Origin of the sequence: Devosia litorisediminis (assembly GCF_018334155.1) — a bacterium.
Taxonomy (GTDB): Bacteria; Pseudomonadota; Alphaproteobacteria; order Rhizobiales; family Devosiaceae; genus Devosia; species Devosia litorisediminis.
The window spans coordinates 309,172-323,410 of record NZ_JAGXTP010000001.1 but is presented as its reverse complement, the minus strand read 5'-3'; the positions used below and the strand labels follow the sequence as shown (position 1 = coordinate 323,410).

At 59.8% G+C, this 14,239-nt stretch carries 15 protein-coding genes; 3 read left to right on the top strand and 12 right to left on the bottom strand.

Annotated elements, in window-relative coordinates; translation table 11 throughout:
- Nucleotides 1–40 precede the first annotated feature (40 nt).
- Both KD146_RS01525 and KD146_RS01520 read left to right on the top strand, forming a co-directional pair.
- A complete protein-coding gene (locus KD146_RS01525; RefSeq protein ID WP_212656997.1) occupies nt 41–1,402 on the top strand; it encodes an aminotransferase class I/II-fold pyridoxal phosphate-dependent enzyme in 1,362 nt (453 codons plus the stop codon).
- Between the two features lie 11 nt (nt 1,403–1,413).
- Nucleotides 1,414–1,806, top strand: a complete 393-nt coding sequence (locus KD146_RS01520; RefSeq protein WP_212656996.1) for a response regulator — start codon at nt 1,414–1,416, stop codon at nt 1,804–1,806.
- A gap of 87 nt (nt 1,807–1,893) precedes the next feature.
- Here the strand turns inward: KD146_RS01520 and KD146_RS01515 are convergent, their stop codons facing one another.
- The 4 genes from KD146_RS01515 to KD146_RS01500 form a co-directional block, all read right to left on the bottom strand.
- On the bottom strand, nt 1,894–2,283 hold the full coding sequence (locus KD146_RS01515) for a response regulator (protein ID WP_212656995.1): 390 nt from the start codon (nt 2,281–2,283) through the stop codon (nt 1,894–1,896).
- Nucleotides 2,284–2,297: 14 nt separating this feature from the next.
- Nucleotides 2,298–4,184 carry an ATP-binding protein gene (locus tag KD146_RS18135; RefSeq protein ID WP_212656994.1) on the bottom strand — a complete coding sequence of 629 codons (1,887 nt, stop codon included), beginning with the start codon at nt 4,182–4,184 and terminating at the stop codon, nt 2,298–2,300.
- A gap of 99 nt (nt 4,185–4,283) precedes the next feature.
- Complete coding sequence (gene uxuA / locus KD146_RS01505) at nt 4,284–5,495, bottom strand: mannonate dehydratase (RefSeq protein WP_212656993.1); 1,212 nt, start codon at nt 5,493–5,495, stop codon at nt 4,284–4,286.
- Between the two features lie 110 nt (nt 5,496–5,605).
- Nucleotides 5,606–6,220: a trimeric intracellular cation channel family protein gene (locus KD146_RS01500; protein ID WP_212656992.1), complete on the bottom strand. Its 615-nt coding sequence runs from the start codon at nt 6,218–6,220 to the stop codon at nt 5,606–5,608.
- An 80-nt stretch (nt 6,221–6,300) separates the two neighbouring features.
- On the opposite strand from KD146_RS01500, the gene KD146_RS01495 reads away from it, so the two are divergent.
- The gene (locus tag KD146_RS01495) at nt 6,301–6,930 is read left to right on the top strand and encodes a hypothetical protein (protein WP_212656990.1); all 630 of its coding nucleotides are present in this window, start codon (nt 6,301–6,303) and stop codon (nt 6,928–6,930) included.
- A gap of 27 nt (nt 6,931–6,957) precedes the next feature.
- On the opposite strand, the gene KD146_RS01490 is transcribed toward KD146_RS01495, so the two are convergent.
- From KD146_RS01490 to lpdA, 8 genes are all read right to left on the bottom strand, one after another.
- Complete coding sequence (locus KD146_RS01490; protein ID WP_212656989.1) at nt 6,958–7,293, bottom strand: cupin domain-containing protein; 336 nt, start codon at nt 7,291–7,293, stop codon at nt 6,958–6,960.
- Between the two features lie 4 nt (nt 7,294–7,297).
- Nucleotides 7,298–8,020 carry a 2-dehydro-3-deoxy-D-gluconate 5-dehydrogenase KduD gene (gene kduD / locus KD146_RS01485; RefSeq protein ID WP_249327691.1) on the bottom strand — a complete coding sequence of 241 codons (723 nt, stop codon included), beginning with the start codon at nt 8,018–8,020 and terminating at the stop codon, nt 7,298–7,300.
- A gap of 38 nt (nt 8,021–8,058) precedes the next feature.
- Nucleotides 8,059–8,901 (bottom strand): 5-dehydro-4-deoxy-D-glucuronate isomerase, encoded by an 843-nt coding sequence (gene kduI / locus KD146_RS01480; RefSeq protein WP_212656987.1) that lies wholly within the window; start codon nt 8,899–8,901, stop codon nt 8,059–8,061.
- Between the two features lie 19 nt (nt 8,902–8,920).
- Complete coding sequence (locus KD146_RS01475; RefSeq protein ID WP_212656985.1) at nt 8,921–9,652, bottom strand: FadR/GntR family transcriptional regulator; 732 nt, start codon at nt 9,650–9,652, stop codon at nt 8,921–8,923.
- Nucleotides 9,652–10,938, bottom strand: coding sequence for a TRAP transporter large permease (locus tag KD146_RS01470; protein WP_212656984.1), 1,287 nt, complete (start codon nt 10,936–10,938; stop codon nt 9,652–9,654). The genes KD146_RS01475 and KD146_RS01470 overlap by 1 nt, the downstream gene beginning before the upstream one ends.
- Nucleotides 10,939–10,945: 7 nt before the next feature.
- Nucleotides 10,946–11,470, bottom strand: a complete 525-nt coding sequence (locus KD146_RS01465; RefSeq protein WP_249327549.1) for a TRAP transporter small permease — start codon at nt 11,468–11,470, stop codon at nt 10,946–10,948.
- Between the two features lie 66 nt (nt 11,471–11,536).
- Nucleotides 11,537–12,514, bottom strand: a complete 978-nt coding sequence (locus KD146_RS01460) for a TRAP transporter substrate-binding protein (RefSeq protein ID WP_212656983.1) — start codon at nt 12,512–12,514, stop codon at nt 11,537–11,539.
- Between the two features lie 310 nt (nt 12,515–12,824).
- A complete protein-coding gene (gene lpdA / locus KD146_RS01455; RefSeq protein WP_212656982.1) occupies nt 12,825–14,234 on the bottom strand; it encodes a dihydrolipoyl dehydrogenase in 1,410 nt (469 codons plus the stop codon).
- Nucleotides 14,235–14,239: the final 5 nt, after the last annotated feature.

The window sequence follows — 14,239 nt, the reverse complement described above, 5'->3', positions numbered from 1 at the left end:
GCCTCCAGAAGGACCAGAAAGGTCTACGTGGAGAGCGTCGATGTCTAAAGATTTCAAGTCAGTTCCAGAAGCCGCTTTGGCGGGCAGCCTGCGTGATTTCCGGGCGCCAGAAGGTGCAGATCTGATGGAGCGTGTAACGGGCTTCTATGATTGGCAGGACCTGCGCCGCAGCCATGATCTGTGGCCATATGCCCGCTCAACCTCAACAGCACCTCAGGCGCGTTGCGAGGCCAAGAGCGATGCCGGCACCAGTTTCTCGGGCATCAATTTCGCCAGTCAGGATTATCTGAGCCTGTCCTCGCACCCAGCCATCAAGCAGGCCGCCATCGACGCCATCGGCGAATATGGTGTGCATAGCGCGGGCTCTGCAGCGCTGCTGGGCAACACAGCCAACTCGCTGCTGCTCGAACAGGGCCTCTCATCCTTCCTGGGCGGGCGTGAAATCGTGCTCTACCCGACCGGCTGGTCCGCTGGCTATGGTTCGGTGCAGGGCTTTGTGCGCGGCAATGACCATGTCATTCTCGACATTCTCGCCCATTCCTGCCTGCAGGAAGGCGCCAAGGCAGCCACACAGAACATTCACTACCACGGACACCTCAACCTCGACGCCCTGGCACGCAAGCTTGAACGCATTCGTAACACCGATCAGCAGAACGGCATTCTGGTGGTCACCGAGAGCCTGTTCTCCATGCACTCCGATACACCGGACCTGGCTGCCATGCGCGCCCTGTGCGATCAGTACGGAGCAACCCTGCTGGTCGATTGCGCCCACGATCTGGGTTCGATCGGTGATGATGGCCTGGGCCATCTCGGCCTGCAGAACGCCATGGACAGCGCCGACATCATCATCGGCAGCTTCTCCAAGACCTTCGGCTCCAATGGCGGTTTCATCGCCGTCAAGACGCGCGCGGCCGCTGAATATCTGAAATATTACAGCGCCACCCACACCTTCTCCAACGCACTCTCGCCCGTTCAGGCCGCGACAGTACTCACCGCACTGAACATTGTGCGCTCCGAGGAAGGCCGGACCCTGCGTCGCAAGCTGATGGACAACATTCTCTATCTGCGCGCCGAGCTGACGCGTGCAGGTCTGGAAACACTGGGCGACCCATCGCCTATCGTGCCAGTTCGCCTCGGGCTGGAAGGCGTCGGCCGTTTCGCCTCGCGTCATCTGATGGCGCTGGGGGGCATTGCCAACCTGGTCGAATACCCGGCTGTGCCGCAGGGCGGCGCCCGTTTCCGCTTCCAGGTCATGGCGTCCCACACCCAGGAAGACATCGATCAGGTCGTCAAGATCCTGGCCAAGGCCATGCGCGATGCAGACCTTGAATATCGTCTGGGCCATGAAGGCCAGCAGGACGCAACGCGCCCGGCAACCGCCAGCTCAAGCGCTGCGGCGTAGTGGAGGCAAGAATGGCTCAACCATTGAGGCTGCTCGCAGTCGACGATGATGTCGCCTCAGCCGAACTGATCGTGCGGGTAGCGGAGCGCTGCGGCTACGAAGCCTTTGCCACCTCGGATTCCCGTGGCGTCATCAATCTGGTCGCAGCATTGCGGCCAGACGTTATGGCGGTCGATATTTCCATGCCCCATGTCGATGCCATCGAGCTGTTTCGCCTGCTCGCCGAGCATCGCTACCAGGGCAAGATTGTCATCGTCAGCGGACAGGATGATCAAACCCTGCTTATGGTCCAGCGCAGCGCTGAACTGATGGGGCTGCAACAGCCCCACATTCACCAGAAGCCGCTCGACTTCATGCGGCTGCGCGAAACGCTTAATGCCAACCGCATGGCGATTGCCAGCTAGGCACTCCCCGCTCCAAATACAAAAGCCCCCGGCCTTGGCCGGGGGCTTTTTGGTATCAGGGTCACCGTCTGAAAGTGGGCAGTGGCGCTAGACCATTGCCGCAGCCGGCATCTTTGGCCCCAGCACGGCGGCCATCTTGCCCAGCAGGCGCGGCAAATCCACCGGCTTGGTATCAAAGTCAATACATCCGGCAGCCAGCGCCTTAGCGCGATCGGATTCAAACGCACTGGCAGTCAGGGCGATAATGGGCAGCGCCGCAGTCTCTGGATCAGCGCGGATGCGCCTGGTGGCCTCGCAGCCATCCATTTCACCCAGCCCGATATCCATCAGGATCACGTCGGGCATCAGCGACTTGGCCGCATCGATCCCACTGGGGCCATCCTCGGCAAAGCGAATGGAAAAACCGCGTCGCTCAAGGCGGCGACCCAGTACATCCCGATTGACGGGGTTGTCTTCAACGATGAGCACCAGGGCCATCTTAGCTATCCATCCTATACATTGGCAGCTCTGTTCCGGCCACGCGTTGATCGGAGCGCGGCCAGCGCTGCCTTCACCTTCGCCGCATCAAACGGCTTCATCACAATACCGTCCGCTCCGGCCGCCAGCGCTTTGCTGCGCTCGGCCAGAATGGAAATCATGAACACTGGAATATCGGCCGTGACCGGGTCGGACTTCAGAGCCGCCAGTACGTCCCAACCATCAAACCCAGGCATCAGTATGTCGAGAAAAATCGCCGAAGGCTTGACGGTTCGCGCAATCTGCAGCGCCGATTGGGGCGCATCCGAGCAGATCGGCGTGTAATTCTCACGGATAAACAGGCGCTCGGCCAGTTCCAGGAAATTGCGGTCATCGTCGACCACCAGCACGCGCTCGCGCTTGTCATGGTCGTTGGAGTGCCCGTTCATGCCGGCATGACCGACCTTGCGCTTGACAGCGTCGTCCTCGGCGTCGTTGAGGAAGTCATCGTCAGCCCGCGTTGTCAGCGGCACGATCGGCATCTCGGTGGGCAAGGGCATGGTCTGGTCGACCTGGGCGGGAAGGTGAATGGTGAAGCGACTGCCCGCACCCAGTTCACTTTCGATCTCGATCTGTCCCCCCATCAATCGGCACAGGTTCTGGCTCAGCGACAGCCCCAGCCCGGTGCCACCATAGACCGCAGCAATCTTGGAACTGGCCTGACTGAAATTGGAGAAAAGTGCCTGCTGCTGTTCGCGCGATATGCCGATACCGGTGTCGATCACTGCAATATCGACCCAGTCCCCTGTGCGCTTGGCCGACAGCGTAATAGTGCCGTTCTGGGTGAACTTGGCGGCATTCGAGAGCAGGTTGAAAATGGCCTGACGCAGCTTGGTTGCGTCGGCCCGCATCATGCCCAGATCCTTGCCACGCTCCACCACAAAGCTGTTGGTATTCTTGGCTGCCAGCGGGCGTCCTGTGGCCTCTACCTCATCGATCAGCTTGCCCAGATCAACCGTCTCGATATGCAGGGCCATCTTGCCTGCTTCGATCTTGGAGATATCGAGAATGTCATTGACCATGGCCAGCAAGTGCTTGCCGGCGGCACTGATTTTCTGCAAATCCGCGATTTGTTCGCCACGCCCGTCCAGTTCGGCATCTTCGAGCAGGATTTCCGAATAGCCCAGCACCGCGTTGAGCGGGGTCCGCAGCTCGTGGCTCATCTTGGCCAGGAAGTCGGATTTGGCGCCATTGGCGCGCTCGGCATCGTCCTTGGCGCTGGTCAGCGCCTTGAGGGTGTACTGGTGACGGTCAATTTCCTTGATCAACTCGGACTGGCTATCCACCACGCTCGAGTAATAGGCCGCCATCATGAACACATAGATGTTGGCGCCCAGCGCCGATAGCAGACCCGCCACCACCATGTCATTGACCGGGATGTGCTCGGGGAAATCGCCAAACAGATAGAAGCCGTACAGGGACGCCAGACCCAGCGTGATCTGCGCCAGAACGAATATTCGCGCCGTCCAGGTCGATCCCAGATACATGAACGCCAGCAGCGGCGTCAGCACGAACCACACCAGGAACGGCGAGCTGGTGCCGCCGTAATTATAGGTGCCCCACAGAATGGCGAATGACAGGTTCAGCACCGAGGCCATGGCCAGCGGCGTGTAAGCGCGCGGAAACAGCTTTACCAGCGCCAGAAATGGCCAGAAACCATAGATCGACAGCGCCAGGACCAGCACATGCGGCCATGGCTGCGGATCAGCGCTCCACAGGAAGAGCGGGATCGGCGTCGCGATGATCGGTCCGAATATATGGCTGATGATGAACATCTGCACGCGCTTGCGCGTGTGCAGATCGTCCGCCATGTGTTGGGGGATGAACCAGTTCACCAGCCCCTGAAATACCGTAGTAATCACAATGCGCCTCGCGCCACAGATCACTACAGAGTGCGCTGAACCCTTTGAGAAGTCGTAAAGTTTGGTTCGGAACCTGAAACTAAGCGGGAAAGCTTGTGTTTAGCTGGTCGCCTGTTGGTATTCCAATGCCTTCATGACACCGCGCAACTCGGCCAGCCCCTTCATTCGGCCAATCGTGGGATAGCCCGGCTGCGAGCGACGCCCCAGATCGTCAAGAATGTCCTGACCGTGATCGGGCCGCATGGGGATGGAATGGTCCTTGCGACCAGCAGCCTTGCGACGGGCCTCCTCGCGTACCACCGCGGCGATCAGCGCCACCATATCGGTGTCCCCACCCAGATGCTCGGCTTCGAAGAACGAGCCAACCACTTCGGAATTGTCGCGCTTGACGTTGCGCAGGTGCAGGAAATGTACCTTGTCGCCAAGCCTCTCCATCATGCCGGGCAGATCATTGTCTGGCCGCGCGCCCAGCGAGCCCGAACACAGCGTCATGCCGTTGGCGGGGCTTTCGACCGCATCCATGATGTAGCTGTAATCGGCCTCGGTTGACATCACACGGGGCAGACCCAGCAGCGAGAACGGTGGATCATCGGGATGGCAGCACAGCCGCAATCCCAGATCCTCGGCCATCGGCACCACAGCTTCGAGGAAGTCGACAAAATTGGCCTGCAGTCGCTCCCGGCTGATCCCTGCATATTCCGCCAGATGCGCCCGCACATCGTCCAGCGTCATCGATTCCGTCGAGCCCGGCAGCCCCATGGTCACATTGCGCGCCAATTGCTTCTTGCCCGCCTCGTCCAGTGCTGCAGCACGCCGCCCGGCCTCGTCGGCAATGGCATTGGTATAGTCGGCCCCAGCGCCGTCGCGCTCCAGGATATGAATGTCGAATGCCGCAAAGTCGTTGATGTCGAACCGCATGCACGACCCGCCATTGGGCACGTTCCAGCGCAGATCAGTCCGGGTCCAGTCCAGCACGGGCATGAAATTGTAGCAGATCACCTCGACGCCGCTCGCCGCCAGGTTCTGCATCGAGACCTTGTAGTTCTCAATGTGACCGCGCCAGTCATTCTTCTGCTTTTTGATATCTTCCGATACCGGCAGACTCTCCACCACATCCCAGGTCAGCCCCGAGGCGGTGCCATCCTTGCGCGTGGCGATCTCGCTGTGTCGCTTGGCAATCTCTTCGGGCGTCCAGACCACCCCGTTGGGCACATGGTGCAGCGCGCTGACCACGCCTTCGGCGCCCACCTGGGTGATGTCATCAATGCTGCAAAGATCTTTGGGCCCGAACCAACGCCACGTCTGTCGCACGAGAATGCTCCATATACTTGTATGGTAGTGCCTTGCCACAAGGCGGCAGGGCGGAAAAGTCTTATTTGCCAGTCACCCGAAATGAGCCCCGGCTTGGACCTGCGACAGTCTCATCGCAAATCCTTGTCATAGACGAAGCGGGGCATTTCCCACTTGAACACGATGGCGGCAACGCGCAGCCCGAACCCGACTGTCATGGCGCCGATGATCACCAGATCCTGCGGCAGTTCCAGCATCAGCCCACCGAAATAGATGATCCCGGTCAGCGCCGACACGGTGGCGTAGAGCTCGCCGCTGAACACCAGCGGGATGTCATTGCACAACACGTCGCGCAGAATGCCGCCGACAATGCCGGTCAGCATGCCCGCCACAATCACGATCACCGGGTGCTGTCCCATCTCCAGTGCCACATTGCAGCCAATGATCGAAAACACCACCAGCCCCAGCGCATCGAGCAACAGGAACGGCCAGCGCAGCCGATGCACCACCCGCGCGATGCCGATGGTGAACAGGGCCGCCCCGCAGGCCAGTACCAGCAGCCACGGATTACCCACCCAGGTCAGGGGGTAATGCCCCAAAATGATATCGCGCGCCGATCCGCCCCCCAGAGCTGTCACGCAAGCCAGCACACACACGCCAAACCAGTCCATCTGGCGGCGCCCGGCAGCCAGCGCGGCGGTCATCGCTTCAACGGTAATGGCGATATAGAAAATGACGATGAGCATCTGTGTCCTTACGGTAAAAACCGGGTTCGCAGGCGCTAAGGTATAGATCACCATGCCCGCGTCCAGAGCCGGAGCTCATCATGCGACAACCGCAAAGCGTCAAGGGTCTCGAAGAGCTCGGCCGCGTCCGCCTGTCGGAGAGCTTCTACCTGCGCGATTTTCTTTATTCGGAAATCGCCGCCATCCACGCCATTCCCAATATTCCCGACGATCCCGACCTTGCCATCGCTGCCGGCACCGCTCTGTGTCAGAACCTGCTTGAACCGCTACAGGCCCGCTTTGGCCGCATCTCGATCCGCTCGTCCTACCGCTCCTGCGCCCTCAATCAGTTCGGCAACGCCAACAAACTCAATTGCAGCCGCAACGAAGCCAACTATGCCGGCCACATCTGGGACCGGCGCGACGCCGCTGGCCATATGGGCGCCACCGCCTGCATCATCATCAATCGCTTCGTGCCTTATTACGAGCGCACCGGCGACTGGGAAGCGATGGCATGGTGGATCCACGACCACCTGCCCTATCACGACATGCAGTTCTTTCCGCGCTATGCCGCCTTCAACCTGCAATGGCGCGAACAACCTGAACGGCGCATCTATAGCTATATCCCGCCACGCCGCGGAACATTGACCAAGCCCGGCGAGTCGAACCGGAATATCGATCACAGCAGCGCCTATGCCGCCATGCTGGCCGAACTGGGCGCATCGCAATGACGGCGCCCGAAAGCGCCGCCACTCAGGCTAGACGAAATCCTGCCGCATCGGGGTGAATACATCCACCAGTCGTCCGGCTTCCAGCGCCACCACGCTGTGCACCAGTCCGGTTGGCACGATAAAGCTGCCACCAGTGCCCACCGTCTCCGTCTTGCCGTCAATGGTCACTTCGAAAGTGCCTTCGGCAACATAGCTCACCTGAATATGCGGATGACTATGCGGCGCGCCAATGCCACCCTTGTCGAAGCCGAATTCCACCTGCATCAGCTCCGGCGTATGGATCAGCACGCGTCGCCGATTTCCAGGGGCCAGTTCAATCCATTCGCTCGTTTCGGGCTGTGCAAAAAACTGCTGTTCACTCATTAAATTACCTCGCCAGCCAGCCGCCATCCACCGGGATGACGGCGCCGTGCATATAGTTGGAAGCACGCGACAACAGGAACACTGCCGCATCGCCAATGTCGGAAGGCACGCCCCAACGCCCCACAGGAATGCGTCCGAGAATGGAAGCAGACCGGTCGGGATCAGCCCGCAAGGCCTCGGTATTATTGGTTTCGATATAGCCCGGAGCAATCGAGTTCACGTTGATGCCCTTTGCCGCCCACTCATTGGCCAGCAGTCGGGTTATCCCCAGCACACCGCTCTTTGAAGCGGTATAGCTGGCGACCCGAATGCCCCCCTGAAAGCTCAACATCGACGAAATATTGACGATCTGTGCACCACGGCCAGCCTCAAGCGCCTTCTTGCCCAGCGACTGGCACAGGAAGAACATCGACTTGAGATTGATGTCCATCACCTCGTCCCAGTCCGCTTCGGTGAAATCCACCGCATCGGCCCGCTTGATGATCCCGGCATTATTGACCAGCCCGTCGATCGGACCATGCTCCGCCCAGACCGCGTCAAACATCGCCTGGGCCGCTTGGGTCGAGCCCAGGTCTGCCTTGACGCCGACAAACGCGGCGCCAATCTCGGTCAACAGCGCTGCGGTCTCGTCCATGCTCGAACGACCGACGCCGATCACCCGCCCCCCGGCCCGGCCAATGCTGACCGCAATGCCTTGTCCGATGCCAGTATTGGCACCGGTCACCATCACGGTCTTGCCCTCAAGACTGAATGCAGAAAGATCGATCACAGCAGTTCGTCCATCCCGACCTTCTCGACATCGGTGTAGTCGATATTGTCGCCAGCCATCGCCCAGATGAAGGTGTACGAACCGGTACCGGCACCCGAATGGATCGACCATGGCGGCGAAATGATCGCCTGCTCATTGCGCACCATTAGATGCCGCGTCTCGTCGGGTTCACCCATCAGGTGGACCACGACAGCATCGGGATCGAGTTCGAAATACAGATAAGCTTCCATGCGGCGGTCATGAACATGGGCCGGCATGGTGTTCCACACCGAGCCCGGTGCAAAGCTGGTCAGCCCCACCACCAATTGGCAGGTCTTGACGCTGTCGGCATTCACGAACTGGAAAATACTCCGCTCATTGGCCGCTTCCTTGCTGCCCAGATCAATGCGCTTGGCATCGCCCTGACGGATCAGCTTGGTGGGGTGGCTGACATGGGCTGGCGCACTCACCAGATAGAACTTTGCCGGCGCATCCGCACTATTGGAGGCAAAGCGCACATCCTTGTTGCCCATGCCGACATAGAGCATGTCCTTGGTGCCAACAGCGTGCTCGACGCCATCAACCGTTATACTGCCCGCGCCACCGATATTGGCGGCAATCATCTCGCGCCGATCCAGGAAATTGGCCGTGCCGGTTGGCTTGATCACCTCAAGCTGCAACGCGCTGCCACCAGGCATCGCGCTACCCACGGCCATGCGGTCGTAATGGGTGTAGGTCCAGTTCACATTGCCCAGGCTGAACAGATCATCGATCAGGAAATTTTCGCGCAGTTCCTCGGTGTTCATCGTGCTCGCACTCACCGGGTCAATGGCGAAACGGATATCGAAATCGGTGCTCATGTCTTGTCCTGCTTCCTGTCTATTGTTCACGCAACCGCTGGCGATAGCGCTCTTGGCTCAGCCAGAGATGTTGCCGCATCGCTTCGCGTGCCCCCTCGGCATCCTGCGCCGAGATGGCCTTGAGAATAGCGAGATGTTCCCGCTGCAATCCCTTTTGATATTCAATCGTCAAAACGCTCTCGGTTCCCCATGGCGATGCCACGTCGCAGGGAATGGTCCGGCCACCCAGACCGTCGAGCACTTCGATGTAAAACGGGTTGTTGGTCGCCGCTGCAATCGCCCGGTGGAACGCAAAGTCAGTCTTGCCGGTGGGCGTTCCCAGCTTCAATTGCCGTTCGAACTCGTTCCAGGCTTCCTGAATCGCCGCGTCCTGGCTTGAGCTGCGCCGCAGGGCAGCAAGCCCTGCAGACTCGATCTCGATACCCATGCGCACTTCAAGCACATTGAGCGCTACCGAGATCTTGTTCGAGCTTTCCGCGCCGATAGCCGAAAAAGCACTGGCCGCATTGGCCATCACGAACACCCCGGCGCCCTGGCGCGACTGCACCAGACCATCCGCCGCCAGCGCCGCAATGGCTTCGCGCACAACCGTCCGGCTGACCCCGAAAATCGAGGTCATCTGGCTTTCGGTGGGCAGCTTGCCGCCCGCCTCATACTCGCCTTCGCTGATCCGCTTGCGCAGGGTCCCAATGACCAGATCGGCCAGTTTGGGTTTCCTGCCCTGCGCCAGCATTTCATCATTCAGGCTCATCAGTTCCCCCTGAACAGGGCCGGCAGCCAGAGTGACAGGGCGGGGATATAGGTCACCAGACCCAGCACCACGATACCGGCGCCGTAGAACGGCCAGATCGAACGCATGGCCTCCCAGATCGATATCTTGCCCACGGCCGCGGCCACGAATTGCACCGGCCCCAATGGCGGTGTGTTCAAGCCAATACCCAGATTGAGCACCATGATCACCCCGAAATGCACGGGATCAACACCAAATGAGGATACCACCGGCAGGAAGATCGGCGTGGTAATGATGATCAGCGGCCCCATGTCCATGAAGGTGCCCAGCACCAGCAGCAGCACGTTGACCAACAGCAGGATCACCAGCGGGTCGTCCGAAATGCTGCCCATGAAATCAATCATGATGGTCGCGATCTTGAGATAGGCCATCAACCAGCCAAAGGCAGCCGCCGAGCCGATGATGAACAACACCATCGCGGTGGTCTTGACCGCACCGAGCGTGGAATGGACGAACTCGCTCCAGCTCATCGAGCGGTAGACCAGCAGCGTCACCAGCAGCGCATAGAGCACGGCAATGCACGAGCTTTCCGTCGCCGTGAAAATGCCCGAACGCACGCCGCCAAAGATGATGGCAATCAGCATCAGGCCGGGCACCGCCACAACCAGATACTGCCCTACCTTGGAAAAGCCGGGGAATGGCTCGGTCGGATAGCCGCGCTTGCGGGCAACCACATAGGCCGTGATCATCAGCGCAACGGCCAGCAGCAGGCCGGGAATGACGCCGGCGGTGAACAGGTCGGCAATCGAAATGCGGCCACCGCCCGAGATCGAATAGATGATCATGTTGTGGCTGGGCGGCAGCAGCAGCGCGATCAGCGCGGCCATCGAGGTCACGTTCACCGCATAATCGGCGCCATAACCGCGCGCCTTCATCTGCGGCACCATGATGCCACCCACAGCAGCCGCCTCAGCAACAGCGGAACCGGAAATGCCGCCAAACAGCGTCGAGGCCAGAATGTTGACCTGGCCCAGACCGCCACGCACATGCCCGATCAGCGACCCGGCAAAGGCGATGATCCGCGAAGCAATGCCGCCGCGCATCATCAGATCGCCCGCGAAAATGAAGAATGGGATCGCCATCAGCGTGAACAGCGAGACGCCCGAATTGAGCCGCTGGAACACCACTACAGGTGGCAGGCCCAGATAAGCCACGGTCGCAAAGCTCGATATACCCAGGCAGAAGGCAATCGGGGTACCGATGATCATCAGCGTGAGGAACACGCCAAACAGGATGAAATATTCCATGAAACCGTCAGACCTCGGTGATTTCGTTCGGGCTGGCGGTATCCACGGGCTCGCCCGACAAACGCAACGCCATGCGCTCAATGATGAACAGGCACATCAGCCCGCCCGATACGATGATCGGGAAATAGGTGAAGGAGGTAGGCAGGCCCAGCACGGGAATGGTCGTGGACCAGAAACGGATCGCCAGCTCCGAACCGTAGACCACCATGCCAGCCGCAAAAATGAAGATGAACACATCGCTGATACCGCGCAGCCAGGGCAAGGCGCTGTCAGGCAGCACATAGAGCAGCACGTCAAAGCCCATATGGAACTTCTCGCGCACGCCCACAGCGGCCCCAAGGAAGATGAACCAACTCATGATCATGATAGCGCCACCCTCGGTCCATGCCGGGGACGAGTTGACGACAAAACGCATATAGACCTGGAAGGCCACCACGGCGGTCATGGCGACAAGGCCAATACCGGCAAGCCATAACGCCAGGGTCGATATGCGTCCAAGCACGCGGCTAACGGACAGCAGCCAGACTTTCAAGAGAGCCTCCCAAGGCTAGACACAGACAGATCGGGCCGGCGCCAAAGCGCCAGCCCGACAGATTTGCTATTCGGTTGCCTTGATGCGTGCCACCAGGTCCTGCAGGGCAGGATCGGTCACATGCTTTTCGTAGACCGAGTCCATCGCAGCGATGAAGGGGGCCTTGTCGACTTCGTTGATGATGGCGCCGCCAGCTTCAACGATGGCCTTGGATTCAACTTCCTTGGCAGCCCACAGCTCGCGCTGCTTGCCGACCGATGCCTTGGCCGCTTCCATTACGGCAGCCTGATCTTCGGCCGACAGGCCATCCCAGACCATCTTGGACATCACCAGCACTTCTGGCACCATCAGGTGTTCGTCCAGCGAGTAGTACTTGGCAACTTCAGAGTGACCAGCGGTATCATAGCTGGGATAGTTGTTTTCAGCGCCGTCGATAACGCCGGTCTGAATGCCCGAATATACTTCGCCATAGGGCATTGGCGTGGCGTTGCCGCCCAGGGCCGCAACCATGTCCACGAAGATATCCGAACCCATCACGCGCAGCTTCATGCCTTCAAGATCGGCAGGCGAGTTGATGGGCTTGCCGCTATTGTAGAACGAGCGGGCGCCGCCGTCGTAATAGGCCAGGGCCTTGAGATCCACAGCGTCAAACGCGGCCAGGATTTCATCACCGATCGGGCCATCGAGCACGGCGTGGAAGTGGTCAGCCGAACGGAAGATGTAAGGCAGCTGCGTCACGGTTGCAGCGGGCACCTGCGTGCCGAACGCGCCGATCGAGATACGGTTCAGGTCGATTACACCGAACTGCGTCTGTTCGATGGTGTCCTTTTCTTCGCCCAGCTGAGCGGAGTGGAACACTTCAACAGCATAGCGACCATCGGTCAGCTCGCTGAGCTTCTCGCCAAAATACTTGACCGCTTCAACGGTTGGATAGCCATCAGGATGGGTATCCGACGAGCGCAGCACCGTCTGGGCGCTGGCGGTCGAAACCATCAAGGATGCAGCAACAAGCGCGGTCGCTGCCAATTTAGACAGATGAAACATGTAGTCCTCCCAGTTTGTCTGATGACACCGGTCGGGCGCGTCCTCCGTGCCCATCGCGATCGGTGTCGCTATTCAGTGCGAAGCTTGCGCTCCGCGACACAAAGCCGGCGCGTCCCGTCTGGACTCTCCGGGCCTTGGTCTTCAAACTGGTATGGAAGTACAACTGGCTAGTCAACATACAAACGCTTGTATGTTGTATGATGAATTTTCCGCAAACATCTGCTAGGGCCGAAAGCCCCTATCAAACAATTGGCCCCGCTGGGAAAATCCCGGCGGGGCCATGTTCATGATCAGACCATTTGTCCAGTGATCAGATGTGGATCGCGCCATCGCCAAGCGACAAGGCCGCCTCGCGCACCGCTTCCGACAGCGTCGGATGCGCGTGGGTGGAACGGGCAAGATCTTCTGCAGCGCCCGAAAATTCCATCAGAACCACCAGTTCGTGGATCATTTCGCCGGCATTCTTGCCCACGATATGGGCGCCCAGAACGCGGTCTGTATTCACATCGGCCAGGATTTTGACAAAGCCCTGGGTGGCCAGCATCGCCTTGGCGCGACCGTTGGCAGTGAAGGGGAATTTGCCGATCTTGTACTCAATGCCCTCGGCCTTGAGTTCATCCTCGGTCTTGCCAACGCTGGCCACTTCAGGATTGGTGTAGACCACTGACGGGATGGCGGCGTAATTCACGTGCCCGGCCTGCCCGGCCAGAATTTCGGCCACTGCAATGCCTTCGTCTTCAGCCTTGTGCGCCAGCATCGGACCGGCAATTACGTCACCAATGGCGTAGATGCCATCAACCGAAGTCTTGTAATGGCCATCGACGCGGACCCGGCCGCGCTCGTCCAGACCAACGCCCACAATGTCGAGCCCCAGACCTTCGGTGTATGGCTTGCGGCCAATGGCCACCAGCACCACATCGGCGTCCAGGCTCTCGGCGGCGCCACCCTTGGCGGGCTCAACCTTGACCTTGAGCGAGCCATCGTCCTGCTTGTCGACGCCCGAAACCTTGCTCGACAGCTTGAATTCCATGCCCTGCTTTTGCAGCATCCGCTGGAACTGGCGGGCCACTTCGCTGTCCATGCCGGGCAGGATGCGATCAAGATATTCGACAACCGTCACCTGGCTGCCCAGACGCGCCCAGACCGAACCCAGTTCGAGCCCGATCACACCAGCACCGATCACCACCAGCTTGCCAGGCACCTTGTCCAGGTTCAGCGCGCCGGTCGAGGTCACGATCTTTTTTTCATCGACCTCAATGCCCGGCAGATTGGCCGAAACCGAACCCGAAGCGATCACGATATTCTTGGTCTCGATTTCGGTCGTCGCGCCATTCTGCGGCGTGACCCGCACCTTGCCCGGGGCGGCAATCGTGCCGATGCCCTGGAAGGTGGTGATCTTGTTCTTCTTGAACAGATAATCGACGCCGCCGACATTGGCCGCAACCGTCTCGGTCTTGTGCGTCATCATCTGCGGCAGGTTCAGCACGGGCGCGGGGATATCAATGCCCAGCGCCTTGAAGCCGTGGCCGGCTTCTTCAAACAGCTCCGAAGCGTGCAGCAGCGCCTTGGACGGGATACAGCCGATATTGAGACAGGTGCCGCCATGGGTGGCCCATTTCTCAACCACTGCAACCTTCAGACCAAGCTGCGCCGCGCGGATCGCTGCGACATAGCCGCCCGGACCCGAGCCGATGATGGTGAGGTCGAAAACGTCTGCCATTGGAA

Bases quoted from the DNA above. Each gene is read 5' to 3' on its own strand.
- KD146_RS01525 (WP_212656997.1), top strand. From the start codon at position 41: ATGTCTAAAGATTTCAAGTCAGTTCCAGAAGCCGCTTTGGCGGGCAGC.
- KD146_RS01520 (WP_212656996.1), top strand. From the start codon at position 1,414: ATGGCTCAACCATTGAGGCTGCTCGCAGTCGACGATGATGTCGCCTCA.
- KD146_RS01515 (WP_212656995.1), bottom strand. From the start codon at position 2,283: ATGGCCCTGGTGCTCATCGTTGAAGACAACCCCGTCAATCGGGATGTA.
- KD146_RS01500 (WP_212656992.1), bottom strand. From the start codon at position 6,220: ATGCTCATCGTCATTTTCTATATCGCCATTACCGTTGAAGCGATGACC.
- KD146_RS01495 (WP_212656990.1), top strand. From the start codon at position 6,301: ATGCGACAACCGCAAAGCGTCAAGGGTCTCGAAGAGCTCGGCCGCGTC.
- KD146_RS01490 (WP_212656989.1), bottom strand. From the start codon at position 7,293: ATGAGTGAACAGCAGTTTTTTGCACAGCCCGAAACGAGCGAATGGATT.
- kduD (WP_249327691.1), bottom strand. From the start codon at position 8,020: ATGGTGACCGGTGCCAATACTGGCATCGGACAAGGCATTGCGGTCAGC.
- kduI (WP_212656987.1), bottom strand. From the start codon at position 8,901: ATGAGCACCGATTTCGATATCCGTTTCGCCATTGACCCGGTGAGTGCG.
- KD146_RS01475 (WP_212656985.1), bottom strand. From the start codon at position 9,652: ATGAGCCTGAATGATGAAATGCTGGCGCAGGGCAGGAAACCCAAACTG.
- KD146_RS01470 (WP_212656984.1), bottom strand. From the start codon at position 10,938: ATGGAATATTTCATCCTGTTTGGCGTGTTCCTCACGCTGATGATCATC.
- KD146_RS01460 (WP_212656983.1), bottom strand. From the start codon at position 12,514: ATGTTTCATCTGTCTAAATTGGCAGCGACCGCGCTTGTTGCTGCATCC.
- lpdA (WP_212656982.1), bottom strand. From the start codon at position 14,234: ATGGCAGACGTTTTCGACCTCACCATCATCGGCTCGGGTCCGGGCGGC.